At 63.2% G+C, this 17,628-nt stretch carries 18 protein-coding genes and 2 pseudogenes; 11 read left to right on the forward strand and 9 right to left on the reverse strand.

Annotated features, from left to right (window positions below; translation table 11 throughout):
- Window positions 1–351: 351 nt before the first annotated feature.
- Window positions 352–1,236: a hypothetical protein gene (locus AC1DZY_RS25090; RefSeq protein ID WP_476822880.1), complete on the forward strand. Its 885-nt coding sequence runs from the start codon at window positions 352–354 to the stop codon at window positions 1,234–1,236.
- Between the two features lie 517 nt (window positions 1,237–1,753).
- Complete coding sequence (locus tag AC1DZY_RS25095; protein WP_476822881.1) at window positions 1,754–2,239, forward strand: DUF4142 domain-containing protein; 486 nt, start codon at window positions 1,754–1,756, stop codon at window positions 2,237–2,239.
- A gap of 278 nt (window positions 2,240–2,517) precedes the next feature.
- Here the strand turns inward: AC1DZY_RS25095 and AC1DZY_RS25100 are convergent, their stop codons facing one another.
- A complete protein-coding gene (locus tag AC1DZY_RS25100) occupies window positions 2,518–2,865 on the reverse strand; it encodes a hypothetical protein (protein ID WP_476822882.1) in 348 nt (115 codons plus the stop codon).
- Between the two features lie 159 nt (window positions 2,866–3,024).
- Here AC1DZY_RS25100 and AC1DZY_RS25105 point away from each other — a divergent pair, with 159 nt between their 5' ends.
- The 3 genes from AC1DZY_RS25105 to AC1DZY_RS25115 all read left to right on the forward strand — a co-directional run bounded on the left by AC1DZY_RS25105 (window position 3,025) and on the right by AC1DZY_RS25115 (window position 4,119).
- The gene (locus tag AC1DZY_RS25105; protein WP_476822883.1) at window positions 3,025–3,219 is read left to right on the forward strand and encodes a hypothetical protein; all 195 of its coding nucleotides are present in this window, start codon (window positions 3,025–3,027) and stop codon (window positions 3,217–3,219) included.
- Window positions 3,220–3,283: 64 nt separating this feature from the next.
- Window positions 3,284–3,724, forward strand: coding sequence for a DUF2383 domain-containing protein (locus AC1DZY_RS25110; protein ID WP_476822884.1), 441 nt, complete (start codon window positions 3,284–3,286; stop codon window positions 3,722–3,724).
- Window positions 3,725–3,867: 143 nt separating this feature from the next.
- Window positions 3,868–4,119 (forward strand): formate dehydrogenase accessory sulfurtransferase FdhD, encoded by a 252-nt coding sequence (locus AC1DZY_RS25115; RefSeq protein WP_476822885.1) that lies wholly within the window; start codon window positions 3,868–3,870, stop codon window positions 4,117–4,119.
- Window positions 4,120–4,326: 207 nt separating this feature from the next.
- Here AC1DZY_RS25115 and AC1DZY_RS25120 read toward each other — a convergent pair whose 3' ends face one another.
- From AC1DZY_RS25120 to AC1DZY_RS25135, 4 genes are read right to left on the reverse strand one after another with little or no spacing between them, the layout of a single operon-like run.
- The gene (locus tag AC1DZY_RS25120; protein WP_476822886.1) at window positions 4,327–4,635 is read right to left on the reverse strand and encodes a SemiSWEET family sugar transporter; all 309 of its coding nucleotides are present in this window, start codon (window positions 4,633–4,635) and stop codon (window positions 4,327–4,329) included.
- A gap of 45 nt (window positions 4,636–4,680) precedes the next feature.
- Window positions 4,681–6,933, reverse strand: coding sequence for a xanthine dehydrogenase family protein molybdopterin-binding subunit (locus AC1DZY_RS25125; protein ID WP_476822887.1), 2,253 nt, complete (start codon window positions 6,931–6,933; stop codon window positions 4,681–4,683).
- A gap of 11 nt (window positions 6,934–6,944) precedes the next feature.
- Window positions 6,945–7,970, reverse strand: a complete 1,026-nt coding sequence (locus tag AC1DZY_RS25130) for an FAD binding domain-containing protein (RefSeq protein ID WP_476822927.1) — start codon at window positions 7,968–7,970, stop codon at window positions 6,945–6,947.
- The gene (locus AC1DZY_RS25135; protein WP_476822928.1) at window positions 7,967–8,485 is read right to left on the reverse strand and encodes a (2Fe-2S)-binding protein; all 519 of its coding nucleotides are present in this window, start codon (window positions 8,483–8,485) and stop codon (window positions 7,967–7,969) included. Before AC1DZY_RS25135 ends, AC1DZY_RS25130 begins: the two co-directional genes overlap by 4 nt.
- 169 nt (window positions 8,486–8,654) lie before the next feature.
- Between AC1DZY_RS25135 and AC1DZY_RS25140 the strand changes: the two genes are divergently transcribed.
- Window positions 8,655–9,884: a catalase family protein gene (locus AC1DZY_RS25140; RefSeq protein WP_476822888.1), complete on the forward strand. Its 1,230-nt coding sequence runs from the start codon at window positions 8,655–8,657 to the stop codon at window positions 9,882–9,884.
- A 98-nt stretch (window positions 9,885–9,982) separates the two neighbouring features.
- On the opposite strand, the gene AC1DZY_RS25145 is transcribed toward AC1DZY_RS25140, so the two are convergent.
- The gene (locus tag AC1DZY_RS25145; protein WP_476822889.1) at window positions 9,983–10,168 is read right to left on the reverse strand and encodes a hypothetical protein; all 186 of its coding nucleotides are present in this window, start codon (window positions 10,166–10,168) and stop codon (window positions 9,983–9,985) included.
- A gap of 130 nt (window positions 10,169–10,298) precedes the next feature.
- Here AC1DZY_RS25145 and AC1DZY_RS25150 point away from each other — a divergent pair.
- The 4 genes and pseudogenes from AC1DZY_RS25150 to AC1DZY_RS25165 all read left to right on the forward strand — a co-directional run.
- Window positions 10,299–10,558: pseudogene (locus tag AC1DZY_RS25150) on the forward strand (IS5/IS1182 family transposase); the annotation flags it as partial.
- Between the two features lie 258 nt (window positions 10,559–10,816).
- Window positions 10,817–11,062: a hypothetical protein gene (locus AC1DZY_RS25155; RefSeq protein WP_476822890.1), complete on the forward strand. Its 246-nt coding sequence runs from the start codon at window positions 10,817–10,819 to the stop codon at window positions 11,060–11,062.
- A gap of 214 nt (window positions 11,063–11,276) precedes the next feature.
- A complete protein-coding gene (locus AC1DZY_RS25160; RefSeq protein WP_476822891.1) occupies window positions 11,277–11,555 on the forward strand; it encodes a hypothetical protein in 279 nt (92 codons plus the stop codon).
- A gap of 902 nt (window positions 11,556–12,457) precedes the next feature.
- Window positions 12,458–13,278, forward strand: a pseudogene (locus AC1DZY_RS25165) (IS5 family transposase); the annotation flags it as partial.
- Window positions 13,279–13,393: 115 nt separating this feature from the next.
- Here AC1DZY_RS25165 and AC1DZY_RS25170 read toward each other — a convergent pair.
- Together AC1DZY_RS25170 and AC1DZY_RS25175 are read right to left on the reverse strand one after the other, a co-directional pair.
- Window positions 13,394–14,839 (reverse strand): tripartite tricarboxylate transporter permease, encoded by a 1,446-nt coding sequence (locus AC1DZY_RS25170; protein WP_476822929.1) that lies wholly within the window; start codon window positions 14,837–14,839, stop codon window positions 13,394–13,396.
- 50 nt (window positions 14,840–14,889) lie between these two features.
- Window positions 14,890–15,390, reverse strand: a complete 501-nt coding sequence (locus AC1DZY_RS25175; protein WP_476822892.1) for a tripartite tricarboxylate transporter TctB family protein — start codon at window positions 15,388–15,390, stop codon at window positions 14,890–14,892.
- Between the two features lie 113 nt (window positions 15,391–15,503).
- Between AC1DZY_RS25175 and AC1DZY_RS25180 the strand changes: the two genes are divergently transcribed.
- Window positions 15,504–16,571, forward strand: coding sequence for a mandelate racemase/muconate lactonizing enzyme family protein (locus AC1DZY_RS25180; protein WP_476822893.1), 1,068 nt, complete (start codon window positions 15,504–15,506; stop codon window positions 16,569–16,571).
- A gap of 12 nt (window positions 16,572–16,583) precedes the next feature.
- Here the strand turns inward: AC1DZY_RS25180 and AC1DZY_RS25185 are convergent, their stop codons facing one another.
- Window positions 16,584–17,555: a Bug family tripartite tricarboxylate transporter substrate binding protein gene (locus AC1DZY_RS25185; protein WP_476822894.1), complete on the reverse strand. Its 972-nt coding sequence runs from the start codon at window positions 17,553–17,555 to the stop codon at window positions 16,584–16,586.
- Window positions 17,556–17,628: the final 73 nt, after the last annotated feature.

A 17,628-nucleotide genomic window follows, 5' to 3' on the forward strand; every position in this document is an offset into this window, starting at 1 on the left:
CCGGTCTGGTCGGTCCAATGCGGCGCGACGCCGGCCTTGGCCGCAAGCTGGCGCAGGGTTTCGTCGCTCATGTTGTCATTCCAACTGATCGCATCGCCACTGAATCCAGCCGAGCCAATTCACCAACAGTCACGCCATAATGCACTGGCGATGAACACGCAGGCGAAGCCGGTGTTCCCGTAACCCCCCGTTGCGGGCGGAACTATCCAGCCCGGCCCTCGTTTTCGTGGTGTCACATGTGTGGCGATGCATCGGGAGCGCATCATGGACGGCATCATCTACCTCGTAGGACTCATCGTGGTCGTACTAGCCATCCTTTCATTCCTCGGTCTGCGATAAGGGGCCGCAATCATGTCGATGGGCACAACTGACGTTGTCGTCGTTTCTCCTCCCGCCGCTACCGCTGCGGGCACCGGCTCCTATCTAGAGTGGAGCGCGATTTTGGGCGGCGCGGTCCTTTCGGCGGCCATCACCACGGTTATGGCTGCGTTTGGCTCCGCGCTGGGCCTTTCGTTGGTCTCAGCCGACGCCGGCCGTTCCTCGAGCCTCGTTGCGCTTGCGATCGCCGCCGGACTATGGACGATCTGGATCACAGTGTCCGCCTGCTTTGCCGGTGGCTATCTTGCAGGTCGCATGCGTCGGCCCGCAGGCGATGCCAGCACCCATGAGCGCCAGGTTCGCGACGGGGCCCATGGCATAGTCGTCTGGGCCGCTGGCGCGCTCCTCGTAACGATGATCGCGAGCTCTTCGCTACTTGGCGCGGCCAAGACTGTTGTCGCCGGCGCTGCCACCGCAGTGGGTGGCGCCGCGTCGCTGGTGAGCCAACAAGCCGATCCCCTGGCCTCGGCGCTAGACTCCGTCATGAGGTCGACCGGAAGCACGCCGCCGACAGCCGGGGAGCGTGAAGAGGCGTCGCGAATCTTTCTCGGCGGGCTCAGCTCCGGGAAGCTCGACCAAGCCGATCGTGACTACATCGCCTCTGGCGTCGCCGCGCGCATGAACATTCCGCAGCCTGAGGCGCAAAAGCGCGTGGATGATGCCTTCGCCAAGCTCGAACAGGCCAAGGAAACTGCTAAGCAGGCGGCAGAACGTGCCAGGAAAACCGCAGTCATTACGGCTTTCCTGACAGCTGCCGTGCTCCTTCTCGGTGGCGTGGCTGCGTGGCTTGCCGCCCAGCTCGGCGGAAAGCACCGCGACGAGGAAACTGATCTCGGCACGCTGTTTGGTCGCGGTTGACCGACATCGGATCGGGCGGGGCGGAGGTCCTCCTAGCTTGATCCGCGTGGGATTATGTTGCGAGATTAAAAAAACCCGCCCCTAGCAAGGGCGGGTTTTGCCAAAAATGTTATCCCATCTCCAAGGGCTTTGCCTGCCCCGGCGAGCGTCCTAGGATCCGGGAGCGGGCTGCTTGGCGAGCCGCTTGAGGGTATAGTCCTCGTGATCAGCCGCCGGTTTCTGCAGCGAATTCGGATCGACCGAAATAACGTTGACCGACGCGCGTGTCTTGCCGAACTCAACCGCCTTTACGTCGGCGAAATCCTCGGCGGAAAGCGTGTCTTCTTTCTCCGTCTCGGATGGCTGTGCCTCCTAGGGGAGCCCGCTTGAGAACGTTTTCAGCAGCGCCCCGCTCCGGGCGGAAGACGATTTCCTTCTCTGGTATTGCAGGCAAATCACAGCTCATTTTTCGGAGGAACTGATCGAGCACGTCGCGGTTTAACCGTCGGCTGGGCCATCAAACCGACAGGGAATTCCCATGATTAGGCACAGCGTCCTTTCAGCAGTCATCATTCTCGGCGCATCCAGCGCTTTTGCCCAAGGCGACATCACCCCGCAACAATTTGTCGACCGCGCCTCGGTGTCCGACATGTTCGAAATCGAGTCGAGCCGGCTCGCACTCCAGCGCGCCCAGTTGCCGGCGACACGGTCTTTCGCCGAAAAGATGGTTATGGATCATTCGGCCGGCAGCACGCGCCTGTCCCAGGTCGTTGCCGGCAGCCCGCTGACCGTGCCGATGGCTCTCGATGCGGAGCACGAGAAGATGCTGGCGCGACTCGTGGCGGCGTCACCCACGGAGTTCGACGCAGCCTACATCCAGGCGCAGCAGACCGGGCACAAGGCGGCCGTCGAGATGTTCACCAACTATGCCGCGTTGGGCACCGAGCCGGTGTTGAAGGCTTTCGCAGCCGACATGCTCCCTATCCTGCGCAATCACCAAAACGAAGTTCAAGTGATGAAGTAAGCCGCAGGGTGCCGGGCCATGAGAATGGCCCGGCTTCTCAGGGTGACCTTTAACATCGTCCCGCTAGCCGCCGAGATCGCTGCCGGCTCGCGGCTCATCCAGTGGCTGGCGCCAGCCCTTATCCGATCACCCGACCGGCTCCTCATCCACACAACGAGCCTGCAGACGCCGACGGGCGGCCGCTGGCAAGCACGTGACGTCGGCTGCCAGCCTGTTCTTGGCGGCGGCGAACCAGCCGTTGTGAGCAGTCCGACCGGATCTGTGGCAGGCGAAGACAGTTAAGGCGTCGGTCGCGATGGCGACACGATCGGCTCTTCGTCATTGCGTTGACCTGTGCTGGGGAACTGCCTCGACGTGTCCCGCGGCGGGCGACCTGTTACTTCCGCCGCAGGAAGGAACAGCAGATCCACCAGTTTTTGATATCGTATCTTTGCAACCTCCATCTGCAGATCCGTTCCGTCGCGACTGACGGTGAGAAGCGACTGCCTTGCGGATTTCGCGACGATAAGTTCCTCAGCGCTGGCGTGACTCGACGAGCAAACCACGTCGCACATCGCAATCATCAAAATCAGGTCGCCCTGCGCCCGTTCGGCAGCGCTTTTCCAATGTGACCCGATACCATCCATGCCTGCCTCGCTAATTCAACGAGTAGACAAGAAAGCGCAGGCTAGGTGCAGCGCATTAAACTCTGACGGTTCAGGCCGAAATTGCTCGATCGTTTGTCAACTAGCGAACTGGAACCTGTGGCCCGTCAGGCTGTTGAAAAGCCAACGGAGGATATCGCCATGCGTGATGGTCAAGGAAAGAAGCTGTCCGAGGACGAGGTCGAGAAGGTCAAGGCCTTGGTCAAGCCGAAGCAGGACGTCTCGCTGAATGAGGTCTCCGTCGATCCTTCGACGGCACGGATCTCCCGGGTGGATCGTGACGATGAGAACCAAGATCAGGGGCCGGCTACGACGGCGCCTGAACCAACCAACTGATCGGACGTGCAAGATCGTTGGACCGGTCGTTTCTGCCGAGGGCTCATTTTAAAAGGAGCGTGCAATGAATCATGACCAACTAGCTACCCTCCACACCGCCATCATCGATGCTCGCGCGGGCTACGGTAAAGCCCTCGAACAAGCCGAGGATCCCGGCGTGATCGAGCGACTGCGCGCCGTTGACGCGCTGCATCAGTCTGCCCACGCCGATATCCACCGAATGCTCGGCTCTCATGGAGAGACGCCCGACGACGATGGGTCGTTGATGGGAAGCCTCCACAAGGCGGTCGTCACGACACGGTCGGCGATCCTCGGTCTTGACGACGCGTCGCTGGCTTCGTTCGCAAGCGGCGAGGAGAGAAATATGCAGGTTTATGACGAGGCGATCGCCGAGATGTCCGACCCGTCCCAACGCGCCGTTCTCCAGAAACACCGCGATGCGCTGGCGGCGGAGGTGACCGCCATGAAGCATCAGGCGGAAACAGCCGGAACGACCATCATTTGAGAATGTCTGCTGAATGGTAGGTCAGCGTTAGACGCTGTCGTCGCCAAGTCGACCGCAGCGCCGAGCTGCACATATGTGGCTGTCTTGGAACGAGGGCGAGGCTCTGTCGGAACGACTTCGACATATGGCCGGCCCAACAGGATATGGACTTTGCGGACTGGAAAACTCGAAGAACCGGTGCGCCCAGTTCCCCAATTTCCACTGACGAGACTTGCTTCGACGCCGCCCAGATCGTGGAGGCAGCCGCTGCGCTGCGGGCTCTGCAGCCTCTCCACAGGGAGACCGGCGCTGTTCATGCCGACGCTCCCTGGAAACCAGGCCCAGCAGAGATAATTGTCCGAGAGGAGATTGGTAACGCACTCGATAAGCTCGTTGGCGAAATGTCCTTGGAATAGGTTGACGGAAAAGGCGTCGGCGTGTTGCTGAGCAGTCGCAAAGCGGTCGAACGGGTCCAGAAGACCGCGCGTCTCGGCGTTCCGCTAATGGTTGCGATATCGGCGCCACCGCTCCATCGATCCAAAGCGCGGACGAAGGAGATGTTATTGTCGTCGCGATCGCGCGCGACGACGGGTTTCAGACCTTTACGCATGCTCGGGGCGTGATCACGGCGGCTTAGTCGTTTCCGGACCGATCGCATCGGCGATCGCGTCCTTCTGTCGGGTCGATGCGATCGTCATCACGAGGATGAACGCGGCGAGGACGAGACAGATTCCGTTCGTCAGGATCAGCGGCCATTCCACTCTGGCTACGCCATAGGCGAGCCAGAGCGCGAAACCGAGCGTGGTCAGCGCATACATCGGAGCCGAAATCGCGCCGGTGTCGCGTGTCTTCAGGATGCGGAGGGCCTGCGGCACGAAGCTGATAGTGGAGCATAATGCTGCGGCATATCCGAGCACGGCGATCGAGTTCATCGTCCTTCGTCAATTTCGGATGTGTGGCGAGCGTGGCCGTCTCGATCAGGCCGCATCGGTCATGAGCTTGTCGATGGTGATTGGCAGGCTGCGGATGCGCTTGCCTGTGGCGTGGTGGACGGCGTTGGCGATGGCGGCCGCAGTACCGACGATGCCGATTTCGCCCAGGCCCTTCACGCCGATCGGACTGGTCTTGTCGTCGTGTTCCTCGACGAAGATCACCTCGATGTCGTCGATGTCGGCGTTGGCCGGCACATGATACTCGGCGAAGGAGTGGTTCATCATCCGCCCGAGCGTATGGTCCGTCAGCGTCTCCTCGTGAAGCGCCATGCCGATGCCCCAGACGATGCCGCCGATGATTTGGCTGCGCGCAGTCTTGGGATTGAGGATGCGGCCGGCGGCGACCGCGTTGACGATCCGGGTGACGCGCAGCACGCCGAGATCCTGATCGATGCGCACCTCGGCAAAGACGGCGGCGTGGGTATAGGAGGAATAGCTCTTGGGCATCATTATGCCGACGAGGCCCGGCCCCGCCGATTCCTCAGCCTCGACCGTGCCGCCGGCCGCAGCGATGGCGTCGACCAAGGAAACGCTCCGGCTGGCGTCGATGCGCAGCATGATGCGGCCGCCGGTAAAGGCAACGTCGTCGATTGCGGCGTCGGCCAACGGCGAGCCGTCGATCTTGCGGGCCTGCTTGAAGAGGGTTCCGCGCAGGGTCTGGCAGGCGGCCGTCACGGCGCTGCCAGCCGATGCGGCCGTCCATGATCCGCCTTGCACCGGCGAAGCTGGAAGAGACGAATCTCCAAGCGCAACGGTGACATCCTCCATCGCCAACCCCAGCGCATCGGCTGCGATCTGCGTCAGAATCGTGTAGGTTCCGGTGCCAATGTCGGAGGTGGCGCAGGAGATAGCGAGCTTGGCGTCAGCGCGCAGCACCGCACGCGCCGATGTCTTCATCATGTTGGCTTCCCACACGCCGCTGGCCATGCCCCAGCCGATCAGCTCGCGTCCCTCGCGCATCGAACCGGGCCGCGCGTCGCGCCTGCTCCAGCCGAAGCGCTCGGCACCCTCGCGATAGCAAGCGCGAAGCTCTTTGGACGTAAAGGGCTTGTCGTCGTTTTCGTCGCGTTCTGCATAGTTCCGCAGCCTCAGTTCAATCGGGTCGATGCCGGTTGCGATGGCGAGTTCATCCATTGCGCTCTCGAGCGCGAAAAGGCCCAGCGGCGCGCCGGGCGCGCGCATGTCGCCTGGCGAATAGGTGTCGAGCTTGGCGAGTTCGTAGCGGAGATCGACGTTCGGTGCCGGGTAGAGCAAGCCCGACCAGTTGACGACCACCTCCTGATGATCCTCGAACTGGGAGGTCGCGGCGATCGCCTGGTGTTGGACCGACTGGAGACGGCCGTCCTCATCGGCGCCCAGCGACAGCATGTTGATCGTCTCGGGCCGGTGGACATGCGAGAACATCTGCTGACGCGTCAGCTCAAGCCTGACCGAGCGCTCAAGTGCCAGCGACGCCATGACCGCGAGGAAGAGCTGGTGCTGCGGGCGCAGGCCGGAACCGAAGCCGCCGCCGACATAGGGAGCAACCACTTTAACATCGTCGCTCGACAGGCCGAAAACGCTAGCGACATAGGCCTGACTGTTCTGCACCCCTTGGGTCTTGTCGTGCACGGTGATTTTGCCGGCGCCTTCCCAGATCACGGTCGTGGCGTGCGGCTCCATCGGATTATGGTGCTCGGTGGCGATCGTATATTCGCCGCCGACGCGGACGGCGGCCTCGCTGAAGGCCTTGACCGCATCGCCGCGCGGCTTGGGCGGCGGAGCGATGCCGATGCGCTTCTTGGGCGGCTCGTAGCTCTCGTTGCGGGCTCGGCTCAGATCGGTCTCGTGCGGATGCCGCTCATAGGCGACTCGCACGAGCGAGGCGGCATGGCGGGCGATTTCGAAGCTTTCGGCCAAAACCAGCACGATCGGCTGGCCGCTATACTGGATCTCGCCGCTGTAGAGCGGCCGGAACGGTTGGCCCGGCGGGCCGACCATGTCGCGGTATTTATAGGTGAACCAGGCCGTCTTGGGCCGGTTCTCATGAGTGAAAACCTTGATCACACCGGGCGTTGCCTCGGCGGCGGTGGCGTCTATGCCGGTGATCCTGCCACGCGCGATGCTGCTCCCGACGATGTAAGCGTAGGCGAGATCGGGGCTTGAGAATTCGGCGGCGTAGGTCGCCTTGCCAGTAACCTTTGCAGGCCCGTCGACGCGGCTGCGGGGCGAGCCGACATGGGTGTCGTTGCTGAGCATGATTGGGCCTTTCAGGCGATGCGCTTGTCGGTTTGAGACTGGGGCGTACCTGCGGCAGCCTGGGCCAACGCACGGATGACGGCGCGCCGGGCCAGATCGATCTTGAAGGCGTTGTGCTCGTGGCCAATGGCGCCTTCGAGCAGAAGATCCGCCGCCGCTGCAAAGCTTCCCTCATCGGCGGCCCGGCCTATCAAGGCAGTCTCGGCCTCCTGACGCCGCCACGGCTTGTGCGCGACGCCGCCGAGCGCGATGCGAGCGGATGTGATGGTTCCGCGTTCCATCTCCAGTGCTGCCGCGACGGAGACCAGTGCGAACGCGTAGGAGAGTCGGTCGCGCAGCTTGAGGTAGCTGTAGTGGCCGGCATAGGCTTGGCTGCCCTTGGGCAGCACGACGGCGACCACGATCTCGCCCGGCTCCATCGTATTGTCCTCTTCAGGCGTATCGCCGGGGAGGCGGTGATAGTCGGCAAAAGGTATGATGCGCTGCCCGGCCGGCCCCGCGACGTGAACCTCAGCTCCCAGCGCCGCAAGCCCGACGCACATGTCGGATGGGTGCGTCGCGATGCAGTGTTCGCTTGCGCCGAGGATTGCATGGATGCGGTTCAGCCCGCCGATCGCCGAACATCCCGAGCCAGGCTCTCGCTTGTTGCAAGGCGTCTGCGCGTCATTGAAATAGTAGCACCGCGTGCGCTGGTTGAGGTTGCCGCCGGTCGTAGCGGCGTTGCGAAGCTGCGGCGTCGCGCCCGCTAAGATGGCGCTGGCGAGCAGCGGAAAGCGCGCCTCGATGCGCTCGTCATAAGCAACGGCCGTGTTGGGCACGAGCGCACCAATGCGCACCGAACCTTCGTCGGTGTCCGCAATTCCCTTGAGGGCCTCGATCCGCGTCACATCGACGAGCGTCGAGGGCCGTTCAACATCGTATTTCATCAGATCGACGAGATTGGTGCCACCGGCGATGATTTTCGCTGTCGGATCAGCCGATAGCGCCCTGACAGCGTCATCGACGCTTTCTGCGCGATAGTAGGAGAACCGATTCATTCTGCAGCTTCCTTCATCAGCTCGCCGCGCTGGACGAGAACGTCCTCGATCGCATCGACGATGTTGGGATAGGCGCCGCAACGGCAGAGATTGCCGCTCATATGCTCGCGAATCTCCTCGCGGGTGACGGCGCGCCCTTCCTCGATCAATGCCACGCCCGAGCAAATCTGGCCCGGCGTGCAATAGCCGCATTGGAAGGCGTCGCGCTCGATGAAGGCAGCCTGCAGCGGGTGTAGAGCGCCGCTCTGCGACAGCCCCTCGATCGTCGTGATCGACTTGCCGTCCTGCATGACCGCGAGTTGCAGGCAGCTATTGATGCGCTGGCCGTCGATCAGAACAGTGCAGGCGCCGCACTGGCCGTGGTCGCAGCCCTTCTTGGTCCCGGTAAGCGTCAGATCGTGCCTTAGTAAATCGAGCAGCGTCGTTGCTGGCGATACATCCAAGGAGCGGCTCTCGCCGTTGAGGGTGATCTGGATGGGGACGGTCTGCGTCCCGACGATAGCGTGAACCGGCAAGGCGTCGTCTCCTGCGACCGAAAGTAAAACCTCTGGTGGCCGATGGCGCACCCCCGTCTCAACAGCGGCGAACACCGCATGTTCCAAAGCGTCGAATTGGAACAGTTCGATTGTGTGGTCGTTGCCGAAGCACGCGACCCGAGAACAATTTCTGTAGGGAGACCAGAACGTGACCAATTCCGCCTCGCCCACCGCGCCCCTCAAATACCATCCGGATCTCGAGCAGGCGGAGGCCGACGAGGTCGCCACAGCCGACGCGCTGGTCACGACGCTCCGGTCGATCAGCGAAACGACCTACAGGGACGGGGGCCACCCGCTGCGCAGTGTTCATGCCAAGAGCCATGCCTTGCTTGAGGGCGAGATCGAGATTCTGGATAATCTCCCCGTCGTGCTGGCGCAGGGACTGTTCGCGACGCCCGCGACCTATCCCGTCGCGATGCGGGTCTCGACGATTCCCGGCGACTTGCTCGACGACAACGTCTCGGTCCCTCGTGGCATGGGGCTGAAGATCATCGGAGTGCCGGGCGAGCGGCTCAGTGGCTCGGAAGGCGACACGACTCAGGACTTCGTCATGGTCAACGGGCCGGTCTTTGGGGCGCCGACCGGCAAGGCGTTCCTGAACAACCTGAAGGTGCTCGCGGGCACGACCGACAAGGCCGAAGGAGCCAAGAAATTGCTCTCGAGCGTCATGCAAGGCGTCGAAAGTCTTGTTGAGGCTTTGGGCGGCAAGAGTGCTACCCTGATCCAAATGGGCGGCCACCCGGAGACAAACCCGCTCGGCGAAACCTATTTCACCCAGGCACCAGTCCTTCATGGCGATTATATCGCGAAATACGGTCTGTTCCCGGTCTCGTCCGAGCTGAAGGCCCTGACCGACGCCACGGTCGATCTGTCGGGCAGGCCCGACGGCCTGCGCGAGGCCGCAATCGATTTCTTTCGCGCAAATGGCGGCATCTGGGAACTGCGCGCGCAGCTCTGTACCGATATCTCGACCATGCCAATCGAGGATTCTACAGTCGAATGGCCGCAGGAGAAGAGCCCCTACGTCGCCGTCGCACGCGTCACGGTGAAGCCGCAGGAAGCCTGGAGCGAGGCGAAATCTCGCGCCTTCGACGACGGGCTGTCGTTTAGCCCCTGGCACGGCTTGGCGGCGCATCGGCCTCTCGGTTCGATCATGCGGCTGCGCAAGCCTGCCTACAGGGCGTCTGCCCGCTTCCGCTTTGAGCGCACTGGCTGCCCGATGATGGAACCGAAAGCCCTTGAGGACATTGCCGGGTCGAGCAAGGCGCCGTCGATCGCTTTCTTCTCAGCAGGGCATGTCGACATGGGCAAGGACGATTGCGCTACGACATTCCGGCGGGGTGCTGCGGGGCCTATTATCCCGAATGAAATCCGCTAATCCCGGTCTGGCACTACGCGTCGCTCGCCAAGGTGCCGGCGGCGAAGTCGATCCCGGTGAGGCTGTGCGCTTCGCGACCGTAAGGCTCGTCGCTGCGCTTACTGGTCAAGGAAAAACCGGATCATCTCGCGCGACGCATCCGGACCCGATGCATCGGTGAAGCTGCCCCTCTCGTCGCCGCCAGACCAAGCGTGGCCGCCACCTTCGATGACCCAGTATTCGGCGATGGCCGGCACGGCGTCGGGAGCGAACAGCGTGCGCGTGACACGCCGGCCGTTGATCACGGTTTCGGTCCTCAGCTCCTGCGCCGCGGCACCCGGGGGTCGCGCCCGGGCGAACAGCGCTGCGCCATTCGACGGATGAACCGTAGCATCGGCCCCTCCGTGTATAATGATCCTGCGGCAGGTGGTCTTCCTCGACAAGCACGGCTTCGTCAGCAAGATCCATCGCAAGAAGCCCAAGGGCAGGCCCATGCCGGAGGCGACGAGGCACGCCAACAACGCGAAGTCGAAGGTCCGCTCCCGCGTCGAGCATGTCTTGGCGCAGCAGAAGGCGAGAATGGGCCTCTTCGTGCGCACCATCGGCAAGCCAGGGCCAAAACCAAGATCGGCATCGCCAATCTCGCCTACAACATGCGCCGGCTCGTCTGGCTTAACCGAACAGCAGTGGCATAAGCGACGTCAGACGCCCCCAACATGCGGACTGCACGCCTCAAGGCCGAGCCAACCTCCGACCACAGACCCCTATCCTACGCCGGAAACGCTGAGCACGAGCGGAAAGTGACGTACTTCGAACCGTCCAGCTCCACCTCCAGAGCCACGCGCTGCTCGATCGCGCCGCGCATCGCAGGGTCGTAGGATACGACGGACAGCGTTCGTTCGCGGCCGGGCGGCGGCGGGAGCGAAGCGGGCGTTGCCGACGAGCATCTCGGCATGGCGCGCATCCTGCGTCGCATAGAGCCCGATAGCCACGGCGATACGCAGGTGGCGTTCGCCGACGAGCACGGAGCGGGCGAGGAAGTCCGCCGCGATACGCGCGCCCATTTCGGCGCCGCCTGCGTCCTCGCCGTTCAGCACGATGTCGAATTCATCGCTGCTCAGACGCGCGCTCAGGTAGGGTACGCCAACTGTCCTCTTATTATCCGTTCGGCCACGGCGGCGACCAGAATTAGTAAATGAACTCAATGACATGGCAATCCCCATGCCGCTCAGTTACGCAGGCGGGGCCATCTGGTTCACTGTTTAATAAGGCCCTGGCCGACCGTCGGTACAGTGAACGCACCGCGCTGCGAAGCCGCCGCGATTATCTGGCGGAACTGGAATACCCCCTCGCCGTTATAAGCGAATTAGCTTCGCAGGTTTGCGACCGGCTCGATCAAAGATGGAGGACGACATGGAAAACGGCAGCGGTTCATGGGAAGCAAATGGGTTCAAGGCGATGTCGCAAAACGCTGATATCGCCAGTAACGGTCATACGGGCGATCAGCGCGAGGGGGTTGCATCAAACCTCAAGTCATTTGGCGTCGATACCGATCAGATGACAGAATTGGCCGGGGAGCGCGTCTCCGAATTGCAGCAGCTCCTCATCGACGAAATTAAGGCGCGGCCCCTGCGCGCATTGGGATGGGCAGCAGCGGCCGGCGTCGTCTTCGGCATCTGGGCAGCACGTTAGTTATGGGTGGGCTTTTCGCTTACCTGGCAGCGGAAGCCACAACAGCCTTAAAACGCAGAGCGACCGTCTATGGCCTCATGGCTGTAGGCGGTTTGATTTTGCTCTTTGCGGCAGGCTACGTTTTGAACGCGGGTTATATGCTCTTGGTCTTTCGCATGGGCTCCACTGCGGCGAGTCTGATCGTTGCGTGCGGGCTTTTGATATCGGCCCTTGCTTGTGTGACAGCTGGCATCGTCGTCCAATGGCGTTCAATGCGACCGCGTTCTTCCGGCACCTTGGCGTCGTCGCCTTACAGCTATGCGCCACACCGCAGGCCCTATACGTCAAAACGGGTGGTGGCAGTTACCATAGTGGCGGCCGGAGCCATGAGCGCAGGCTTTGTTCTTTTGAATTCCGAAGTTTTGCGGAATATTCTCCGGCGGAGCCGGCGTTCGAGCTGACTGGAGACCATGCTAGGCTCTGAACCGACTGGTCTGCTTGGAATCTGCGCCGGCATATCCAAATGCTGCTTGCTCGCGACATCCTCCGAACTCAGCGTGGAACTCCGCAAGCGGCGAACGTTACAATTTCGGGCCCCACAAGGTTCGCTTGCCGCAGTACTTTTTCGCGGAACCAGCAGGATTTTCGCCCGTTCACCGTCCATCAAAAAATGGGAGGACGGGCATGCGCTCGATGGGTCTTTGGCTTCTAGGTGTTCCGATTCCGATCATCATTCTGCTCTGGTTTTTCATGCGGTAGCTACCCGCCGCTTTCACTCTACGACGATCATCTGGCCCGGTATCTCGGTACCGAAAAGTGAAAGATTATCGTTATTGAGAGAGGGGTGAGCCGGATTTAAAAGGAGTTGAGCGATATCAGCAGGTTGTGATTCCCGTTTGGTGCTGAATCAAATGGGGTTTCCGATGGCCTGGACCGATATCGCTCGCCGAGCATAACCGTGACCGCCTGCGCTTTCCAAGTGATCTGACCGACCGTGAATGGGGCTGTGGTATCGCCGCTGATCCCTGCGTCCCGGCCCGGCGGGCGGCCGCGCACGACGGTCATGCGCGATGTCATGGAAGCGATCCTGTTCATCGCATCGAGCGCCTGCCCATGGCGCATGCTGCCGGGCGATTTTCCACCGGTTTCAACCGTGCGCGGCTATTTCTACGCCTGGCGCGACAGCGGCCTTCTGGCGACGATCAACCAGTTTCTGGTGATGGCGGCGCGCGAGATCGAAGGCAAGCAAGCCCAGCCCACGGCCGGCATTATCGACACCCAGAACGTCAAGGCCACTGAAAGCGGCGGGATTTGCGGGAATGACGCGGGCAAGAAGATCAAAGGGCGCAAGCGCCACATCATCACCGATACGCTCGGCTTCCTGATCTTCGTGCGGGTCCACGGAGCCGACGTTCAGGACCGCGACGGCGCTCCCGACCTGCTCAAGGCGATCCGGTTCCGCCATCCATGGCTGCGCCAAGTCTTCGCCGACGGCGGCTATGCCGGCGACAAACTCAAGGACGCGATGCGCGGCCACGGCCGCTGCACCGTCGAGATCGTCAAGCGCTCCGACACGGCCAAGGGCTTCGTCGTCCTGCCTCGCCGCTGGGTGGTCGAGCGGACATTCGCATGGCTCGGACGCTGCCGCCGCCTCGCCAAGGACTGGGAGAAATCCATCGAAAGCGCGACCGCCTTCGCTCACATCGCCAGCATCCGCATGCTCCCACGCCGCATCGCAAGATATTACAAACCCGCGAGAACTTTTGAATCCGGCTCTAAGGTCGGATATGGTGACCATCGTCTTATCGAAGTCGTCCACCGATTCTTGTTGCCCGGTGGAGAAACGTCGGGCTCGTGGATTATTCCTCGACGGCGACCGTCCTGACCCGCCGGAAGGATGGCAGCAAGATCAGCGCCAGCAACACCCCCGCCATGGCGAGCAGCGACAGGCAGATCGGGCTCAGGAAAATCTCGACGCTGCCGTTCGAGATCAGGGTCGCGCGGCGCAGGTTCTCCTCCATCGCCGGGCCGAGGATGAAGGCCAGCACGAGTGGGGCGAGCGGGCATTTCAGCAGCGAAAAGACGATGCCCGCCAAGCCGAACAGTGCCAGCAGCGCGACCTCGAAGATGCTGTTGTTCACCGAATAGATGCCGATGCAGCAAAACAGCAGGATGGCGGGAAACAGCAGCCGATAGGGCACTTGCAGCAGCTTCACCCATAAGCCTATCAGCGGCAGATTGATGACCAGCAGCATCAGGTTGCCAAGCCACATCGAGGCGATCAGCCCCCAGAACAGGCTCGGCTGCGCGCTGGCGAGGTTGGGGCTCGGCGCGATGCCGTGGATCAGCATGGCGCCTGCCATCATCGCCATCACCGAATTGCTCGGGATGCCGAGAGCCAGCATCGGTATGAAGGACGCCTGCGCGCCGGCATTGTTGGCGGCCTCGGGCCCGGCGACGCCTTCGATCGCGCCATGGCCAAAACGCTCGGGCGTAACCGAGACCTTCTTCTCGATTGAATAGGAGGCGAAGGAACCCATCATCGCGCTGCCGCCAGGCAAGATGCCAAGCAACGCCCCGATGCCGGTCCCGCGCACGGCAGCTGGCCAGGCCGCGCGAAAATCCGCACGGGTCAGCCGCAGAGCCGAGACGGCGTGAAGCTTGGCCCCGCTCTCCTCCGGCTTGCCGAGGTTGAGCGCGATCTCGGCGATCCCGAACACGCCCATCGAGAGCGCCGCGATTCCGATCCCGTCGCGCAGTTCGGGCACGCCGAAGGTGAAGCGGTCGAGACCGGTGTTGACGTCGGCGCCGACCAGACCGAGCAGGAGGCCGAGCAGGATCATCGCGATCGATTTCAGCAGCGACCCTTGCGCGAAGACGATGGCCGCGATCAGCCCGAGCACCATCAGGCAGAAATACTCCGCCGGGCCGAATTTCTGCGCGAGCGCCGTCAGGGGCGGACTGAAGAAGGCGATCAGCACGGTCGTGACGGTGCCGGCGAAGAACGACGCCAACGCCGCCGTCGCCAGCGCGGTGCCGGCCCGCCCCTGGCGCGCCATCTCGTAGCCGTCGAGGCAGGTCACGACCGAAGAGGATTCGCCTGGCAGGCGCATCAGGATCGCGGTCGTCGAGCCGCCATACTGCGCGCCATAATAGATCCCGGCCAGCATGATCAGCGCGCCGGTCGGCTCGAGATAGTAGGTCAGCGGCAACAGCATCGCCATGGTCGCGATCGGACCCAGACCCGGCAGCACCCCGATCAGGGTGCCGATCAGCGCGCCCAGAAAGCAGTACCAGAGGTTCATCGGCGTCGCGGCGACCGAGAGCCCGAGGCCGATGGATTGCAGCACCTCGCTCACAGCGGCCAAACCGGCACGGAAAGCTTCAAGACATAGCCGAACAGCACGGCGCAGAAGCCGGAGAACAGGATCGCCACGACCGGCACCTCGCGCCAGCGCACCTGCGCGTCTGCGGCCGCCGCAACGCCGACACAGGTGAGGCAGGCCAGGAACAGGCCCGCCCGCTCGATCAGGACGGCAAAGAGCAGGATGGACACGCCGACCCAGACCATCGACCAGACCGGGACGGGCGGCAGCGCCCAGAGGCGGCGGCGCGCGGCGCGGGCGATCAGGACGAGGCCGGTCAGCACCAGCGCACCGGCGACGGCGCGCGGCAGATAGCCCGGCCCCATGTCGAGCGCGCTGCCGGCTGGATAGAACCGGCCGAGATAAAGCGCGAGCAGCCCGACGCCGGAAAACAGCAGACCAGCAAGGATGTCGCCAGCCGCGTCCTGGGCCTCCTCGATCGGCGACGTCTCGTCGGATGGCTGCGCCGGCTTTGTTTCGCGCTCGTGCATGGACGACGCCCATTCCCTTATAACCTATAGATCAGCTTTATATACTATTGACCGCTGCGCAAGCGTGGTGGCATGGCTGAGGGCAAGACGCGGCTGACCCGGAGGCGATCCCGATGACGATCACGAAGCTGCGCACCGTTTCGATCGACCAAGCCTTGTCCGACCCGGAATGGCGATTTGCGCAGGGGCCGCTGACGCAAATTCAGGGCTACGCGATCGTCGTCGAGAACGCTGACGGCCAGACGGGATACGGCTATTTTCGAGCGATGCCGCCCTGGACCGAGCCACTGGCGGCGGTGAAGGCGAGCTTCGACTATCTCGCAGAGGCTCTCACCGGACAGGACGAGACGGCGATCGGCGCGATCATGGACCGTCTAGACGGTCGCCTACACGGCGCGCCGACGGTCAAGGGGGGCATCGAATGCGCCCTGCTCGACCTGCGCGCCCGTACGCTCGGCGTACCGCTATACGATCTCTACGGCGGCAAGCGGCAGGACCGCTTCACCAACACTCGCATCATTCCGCTGAAGGCATCTGCCGCCATGGCCAAGGTCGCCGAGAGTCTGGTCGCGTCGGGGCTGCGCCATCTCAAGGTCAAGGTCTCGGGCGAGCCCGCGCTCGATCTCGATCGCGTCCGCTGCGTGCGCGACGCCGTCGGGCCGGATATCCGCCTAATGATCGACGCGAACGAATCCTATTCGCCGAAGCTGGCGGTGACGACGATCAACGCTATGGCGCGTTACGGGCTCGATCTCATCGAGCAACCGACAAGTGCGGGCGACTTCAGGAGCTTTATCGCCGTAGCGCGGGCGCTCGACGTGCCCGTCGAGGCTGACGAAAGCGCACAGGACCTGCCGTCAATCCTGCGGATTGCGGAGGCAGGCGGCGTCGAATCGATCAATCTGCGCATCCTCAATCTCGGTGGACCGCGAAAAACCTTGCAGGCCGTCGCGATCTGCCAGGCCGCCGGCCTGGCCTTTCGCTTCGGCGCGGTCTTCGGCTCGAGCATCGTGCAGGCCCACACGATCCATCTTGCCGCGAGCCTACCGCCACCACGCTTCCCGCACGAATTCTCGGAGATAGCGCTGCTCACCGACGACCGCTTCTCCGGCCTGACGCTGGAGAATGGCGAGATCGCCGTGCCCAGAGGAGCGGGCACGGGCATGACGCTGGCGGAGTGATCGCCGGCAAAGTCACTCGAATTTCAGGCCGGCCTTGGCGATGATGTCGGCGTAGATGCCGATATCGGATGCGATCTGCTGGCCGAACGGGGCCGCCGGCTGATAGGCCGGCTCGCCGCCGAGGCCGCGCAGCTTCTCCTGCGTCGCCGGGTCGGCCATGACGCGAGCCAAGGTGACGTTGAGCTTGTCGGCGATCGCCGTCGACATGCCGGCGGGACCGACCAGCCCGACCCAGGAATGGGCGGTGAATTGCGGGAAGCCGCTCTCCTTCATCGTCGGCACGTCGGGAAATTCCGGCGAGCGCTTCTCGTTGGTCGTCGCCAGGATTCGGATCTTGCCGGCCTTGGCGAGGTCGCCAAGTTCGCCGCCGATCATCAGCGCGACATGGCCGGCGACGATGTCGTTGAGCGCCGGGCCGCTGCCGCGATAGGGGATGTGCTTGATCGGCGCACCGGACGCGATGGCGACGAGCTCGCCGGCGAGATGGCTGTAGGTGCCGATGCCGGAGGAGGCGTAGCCCATCGTGTTGGGCTTCTGCTTGGCGGCGGCGAGGAGTTCGGCGATCGACTTGATCGGCAGGCCGGGATAGGCGCCGATGAAGGTGAAGCCCTCGATCAGGCGAGCGACCGGTGTAAAATCCTTGACCGAGTCGTAGGGCAGCTTCTTGTCGACATTCGGCAGGATCGCCAGCACGCCGGCCGAGCAGAGCAGCAGCGTGTGCCCGTCATTGGGGGCCTTGGCGACGAAATCGGCCCCGATCGCGCCGCCGGCTCCGGCTCGGCTCTCGACCAGGAAAGGCTGGCCCAGATCCTTGCTCAGCGCGTCGGCGATGATGCGCGCGACCGCCTCGACGCGCCCGCCGGGCGCGAAAGGGACGATCATCCTGACCGGTTTGGTCGGATAGTTCTGCGCCCATGCGCTGCCGATGCTCATCGCCGCGACCGCCAGGGCAGCGGCGGCCAGCCGCAATCCGCGAAATCCCATGATCGTTTCCTTTTTTGTGCGGCCCGTCCGCGCCGGGCGCGTCGGCTTGGTTCTCCGGCTCCGGACGGACCCA

It is taken from the genome of Allobosea sp. P2_A10 (assembly GCF_056405115.1).

Coding starts and splice junctions, on each gene's coding strand:
- AC1DZY_RS25090 (WP_476822880.1), top strand. CDS start 352: ATGTCGATGGGCACAACTGACGTTGTCGTCGTTTCTCCTCCCGCCGCT.
- AC1DZY_RS25095 (WP_476822881.1), top strand. CDS start 1,754: ATGATTAGGCACAGCGTCCTTTCAGCAGTCATCATTCTCGGCGCATCC.
- AC1DZY_RS25100 (WP_476822882.1), bottom strand. CDS start 2,865: ATGGATGGTATCGGGTCACATTGGAAAAGCGCTGCCGAACGGGCGCAG.
- AC1DZY_RS25105 (WP_476822883.1), top strand. CDS start 3,025: ATGCGTGATGGTCAAGGAAAGAAGCTGTCCGAGGACGAGGTCGAGAAG.
- AC1DZY_RS25110 (WP_476822884.1), top strand. CDS start 3,284: ATGAATCATGACCAACTAGCTACCCTCCACACCGCCATCATCGATGCT.
- AC1DZY_RS25115 (WP_476822885.1), top strand. CDS start 3,868: ATGGACTTTGCGGACTGGAAAACTCGAAGAACCGGTGCGCCCAGTTCC.
- AC1DZY_RS25120 (WP_476822886.1), bottom strand. CDS start 4,635: ATGAACTCGATCGCCGTGCTCGGATATGCCGCAGCATTATGCTCCACT.
- AC1DZY_RS25125 (WP_476822887.1), bottom strand. CDS start 6,933: ATGCTCAGCAACGACACCCATGTCGGCTCGCCCCGCAGCCGCGTCGAC.
- AC1DZY_RS25130 (WP_476822927.1), bottom strand. CDS start 7,970: ATGAATCGGTTCTCCTACTATCGCGCAGAAAGCGTCGATGACGCTGTC.
- AC1DZY_RS25155 (WP_476822890.1), top strand. CDS start 10,817: ATGGCGCGCATCCTGCGTCGCATAGAGCCCGATAGCCACGGCGATACG.
- AC1DZY_RS25160 (WP_476822891.1), top strand. CDS start 11,277: ATGGAAAACGGCAGCGGTTCATGGGAAGCAAATGGGTTCAAGGCGATG.
- AC1DZY_RS25170 (WP_476822929.1), bottom strand. CDS start 14,839: ATGAACCTCTGGTACTGCTTTCTGGGCGCGCTGATCGGCACCCTGATC.
- AC1DZY_RS25175 (WP_476822892.1), bottom strand. CDS start 15,390: ATGCACGAGCGCGAAACAAAGCCGGCGCAGCCATCCGACGAGACGTCG.
- AC1DZY_RS25180 (WP_476822893.1), top strand. CDS start 15,504: ATGACGATCACGAAGCTGCGCACCGTTTCGATCGACCAAGCCTTGTCC.
- AC1DZY_RS25185 (WP_476822894.1), bottom strand. CDS start 17,555: ATGGGATTTCGCGGATTGCGGCTGGCCGCCGCTGCCCTGGCGGTCGCG.